We start from the raw sequence: 3,417 nt of genomic DNA on the forward strand, positions 1-3,417 counted from the left end.
GCTCGCCGCCTTGTGAAAACCGCGGCCCAGATCGGCCAGTGCGACGGCCGCGGCCACGCTCACGCCCAACAACACCAGCCAGACGGCGGCACACGACCCGATCAGGATGCGATCGATGACCTCCGGGGAGATCGTGTCGTCCGCTCCGCGCCGATACGTCGAATACTTCGCAACCATCAGCAGCTCGTCTGCGGCGCGTCGTTGTTGTTCGACGACAGCACCGCTCCGTCGCTGGTGGTGATCGAGCAATTCAGCCTGCTGACCCGGAACAGGCTGGACGCCTGGACCGAGCCGACGTCCGACGTCGAGATCGGGGTGACCGTCATCGACCACGGGATGTACACGTTGTGCTGAGTGCGGGACCGGCCGGAGGCATCGACGTAGGTCACCGAGATGATGTCGCCCGGCGCCTTGGTGCCGGTCACCGAATAGGTCACCTGCCGGGGCCCGGCCGGCGTCGTGGGCGGCGGCGGAGGGGGCGCCGCGGCCGTCGGGGTGGCCGGGGGTGGTGCGGGCGCCGGCGCCGGCGCGGGCGGCGGTGGCGGCGGGTTGGGCGTCACCGTCACGGTCTGTGTCTCCGTTGCTGTCGGGGGCGGTGGTGGTGGCGGTTCTGTGCTGGGTGGCGGCGGAGGGGGCGGCGGCTTGGTGGTCGTTATCTGATCCTGGAAGGGCGGCGGCGACGGGGTTGTGGTGGTGTTCGGGTTGGCTAGTTTGGTCGTGTCGGTGCGCGCGAACAGCAGCGACACCGAGACCACCAGCGCGATCGCGGCAGCGATGGCGGCCACCCCCACGATCCACGGCCAGCGTGGGGCGCCGTGGTCATCATCATCGTCGTCGGACGCCTCCTCGAACTCGTCGTAGTCGTAGAGCCGAAGATCGGCAGGCAGGTACGGGCCGCTGATGAAATGCTCGGATTCCGGAGCCGAGTACGCGCGCGAATACGCGTCCGTTTCGTCCGCCGGTTCGGCGCCGTCGTCGAAGGACTCATGGTCGTCGTGGGCGGCGCCGGGGTCGTGTTCTTGCTCGCTGTCGGAGTTCGGTTCGCGGCCTACCTCATGGGCGGAATCGGGTTCTTCCGGTTCCCATCCCGGGGGTTTCGGCCCGCTCATCTTCGCCTGCCCTGTTCGACTGCCTTACCAGCGCGCGGGGCTCCGCCGGCGCTTCGTTGCGGGCGCGCTTGAAAGATTCTCATTTGCCTTGCAAAACACTACCGAACCGAGAGAAGCAAAGATGTCTTGGCGAACGGGCCGCGGGTCACGTGATCTGATTGTGACCTTCGGGCCAACAGTCAGTGCTTCTCGGGCCCCACGTAGTACTCGAAGACCAGTCCGGCGACCGAGGACAGGATGAACGCGACCCCGGCGACGATCAGCCACGGCAGCCACAGCCCGATGGCGACGGCGGTCACCGCACCCGACAGCGCGATCAGAACCGGCCACCAGCTGTGCGGGCTGAAGAAGCCCAATTCCCCTGCTCCGTCGCTGATCTCGGCACCTTCGTAATCCTCGGGCCGGGTGTCGATGCGACGTGCCACGAACCGGAAGAAGGTCGCCGTGATCAACGCCAGGCCGCCCGTCAGCGCCAGCGCGGTGGTGCCCGCCCACTCCTCACCGCCGGTGGCGAAGATCGCGGTGAGCACCCCGTAGAGCACCGCAACCAGAATGAAGAACCCGGCGATGAACTCGAATAGCCTGGCTTCGATATGCATTTGGCGTCCTAACCTACTGGTTGCCGGCCAACTGACCGCGGCGGGTGTCGAACGGATGCGTGGTCACTGCGAGCGGCGGCTGACCAATCGCCTGCAGTGCCGCGGCGTTGCTCTTCCCACCCATCCGCTGCTGCAGGTAAGCCTTGAAGTCGTTGGGCGGCACCACCCGAACCTCGAAGTTCATCATCGAGTGATAGGTGCCGCAGAACTCGGCGCAGTGCCCGACAAACGCGCCGGGCTTGGTGATCTCGTCCACCTGGAAGACGTGGATGGAGTTGTTCGCGTCAGCGTTGGGAATGACGTCGCGCTTGAACAGGAATTCCGGAACCCAGAAGGTGTGGATCACGTCCGCGGACGCCAAATCGAATTGGATTTGCTTGCCGGTGGGCAGCACCAGCACCGGGATTTCGTCGCTGGTTCCCAGCGTCTCGACCTTGTCGAAGTTCAGGTAGGTCCGGTCCGAGGTGTTGCGGCCGCGAACGGGTCCGACGAGCTCCTCGCCGTGAGCGTCCTTGCCTTCCGGCTTGGACAGCATCGCGTTCTTGCGCGCCTGGTCGGCGCCGTCGTAAGTCAGCGTGCCGTCTTTGAAGTTGACCTTCTGATAGCCGAATTTCCAGTTCCACTGGAAGGCCGTGACATCGATCACGACCTCGGGATCCTTGGAGATGTGCAGCATCTTCTCCTGCACCACCACGGTGAAGTAGAACAGCACCGAGATGATGAGGAACGGCGTGACCGTGAGCACCAGCTCCAACGGCATGTTGTAGCCGAACTGTCGAGGCAGCTCGGTGTCGGTCGCCTTCAAGCGGTGGAATGCCGACGCCCAGAAGATCAATCCCCACACGAGCACACCGACGACCAACGAGGCGATCACCGCGCCGATCCACAGCTCGCGGTTGAGATGCGCCTCGGGGGTGATGCCTCTCGGCCAGCCCAGCGCCAGCGCGTCCGCCCAGCCGTCGCAGCCGCTCAGGACGAACGCCAGCACACCGAACGTCGCAGCCAGCGCCAACCGCCGAAGTCGACGGGCCGAACTGCTAGAAGCGCCCCCGCGGTGACCTCTGGAAAGGCCTAGAAACCTGCCCTGCGACAAACGTTGCGAACGGTTCTGCTCGCGAGGTGTCACGTTGGCGCCTCCTGCTCGGATATCGAATACTACGCAGCGTAGACCACGCCGGTGAGAGGGGCGACGAAACCCCGGCCGGTCGGGCGTCGCGAGCGGCGCGCCGCGCCGGGTGCAGCCGGCGCGCGGGCCGCGCGAGTGCGGCATACTGAGGCGCCGTGTGTGGACTGCTGGCGTTCGTCGCGGCGCCGGCGGGCGCCGATAGCTCAGGGAGCGATCACGCGGCGGCCGTGGCCGCCCGGGCCGACTCCGCCATCGCCCGCTCGTCGCACCTGATGCGCCATCGCGGGCCCGATGAACCGGGTACCTGGGCCGACCCCGGCGCCGACGGCTCCGTGGTGTTCGGTTTCAACCGGCTGTCGATTATCGACATCGCGCATTCGCATCAGCCGCTGCGCTGGGGCCCGGCCGACGCGCCCGACCGCTACGTGCTGGTGTTCAACGGCGAGATCTACAACTACCTGGAGCTGCGCGAGGAACTTGCCACGCAGCACGGGGCCGTCTTCGCCACCGACGGCGACGGCGAGGCCATTGTCGCCGGCTTTCACTACTGGGGCACCGGCGTTTTGACCCGGCTGCGCGGCAT

4 protein-coding genes and 1 pseudogene are annotated in these 3,417 nt (G+C 66.5%); 1 reads left to right on the forward strand and 4 read right to left on the reverse strand.

Going from position 1 to position 3,417, the window contains the following annotated elements; genetic code table 11:
- The 4 genes from JOZ00_RS18790 to JOZ00_RS18805 form a co-directional block, all read right to left on the reverse strand.
- The coding region (locus JOZ00_RS18790; protein ID WP_293346290.1) for a DUF2561 family protein at window positions 1–177 on the reverse strand (177 nt) is incomplete at its 3' end.
- Window positions 177–1,109 (reverse strand): MmpS family transport accessory protein, encoded by a 933-nt coding sequence (locus tag JOZ00_RS18795; RefSeq protein ID WP_293346284.1) that lies wholly within the window; start codon window positions 1,107–1,109, stop codon window positions 177–179. The genes JOZ00_RS18790 and JOZ00_RS18795, both read right to left, overlap by 1 nt.
- 179 nt (window positions 1,110–1,288) lie before the next feature.
- Window positions 1,289–1,708, reverse strand: coding sequence for a cytochrome c oxidase subunit 4 (locus tag JOZ00_RS18800; protein WP_293346286.1), 420 nt, complete (start codon window positions 1,706–1,708; stop codon window positions 1,289–1,291).
- 13 nt (window positions 1,709–1,721) lie between these two features.
- Window positions 1,722–2,834, reverse strand: a complete 1,113-nt coding sequence (locus tag JOZ00_RS18805; protein ID WP_293346288.1) for a cytochrome c oxidase subunit II — start codon at window positions 2,832–2,834, stop codon at window positions 1,722–1,724.
- 155 nt (window positions 2,835–2,989) lie between these two features.
- Between JOZ00_RS18805 and JOZ00_RS18810 the strand changes: the two are divergent.
- Window positions 2,990–3,417 (forward strand): annotated as a pseudogene (locus JOZ00_RS18810) (asparagine synthetase B); the annotation flags it as partial.

Origin of the sequence: Mycobacterium sp. (assembly GCF_019243155.1) — a bacterium.
Lineage (GTDB): Bacteria > Actinomycetota > Actinomycetes > Mycobacteriales > Mycobacteriaceae > Mycobacterium.

Coding starts and splice junctions, on each gene's coding strand:
- JOZ00_RS18795 (WP_293346284.1), bottom strand. CDS start 1,109: ATGAGCGGGCCGAAACCCCCGGGATGGGAACCGGAAGAACCCGATTCC.
- JOZ00_RS18800 (WP_293346286.1), bottom strand. CDS start 1,708: ATGCATATCGAAGCCAGGCTATTCGAGTTCATCGCCGGGTTCTTCATT.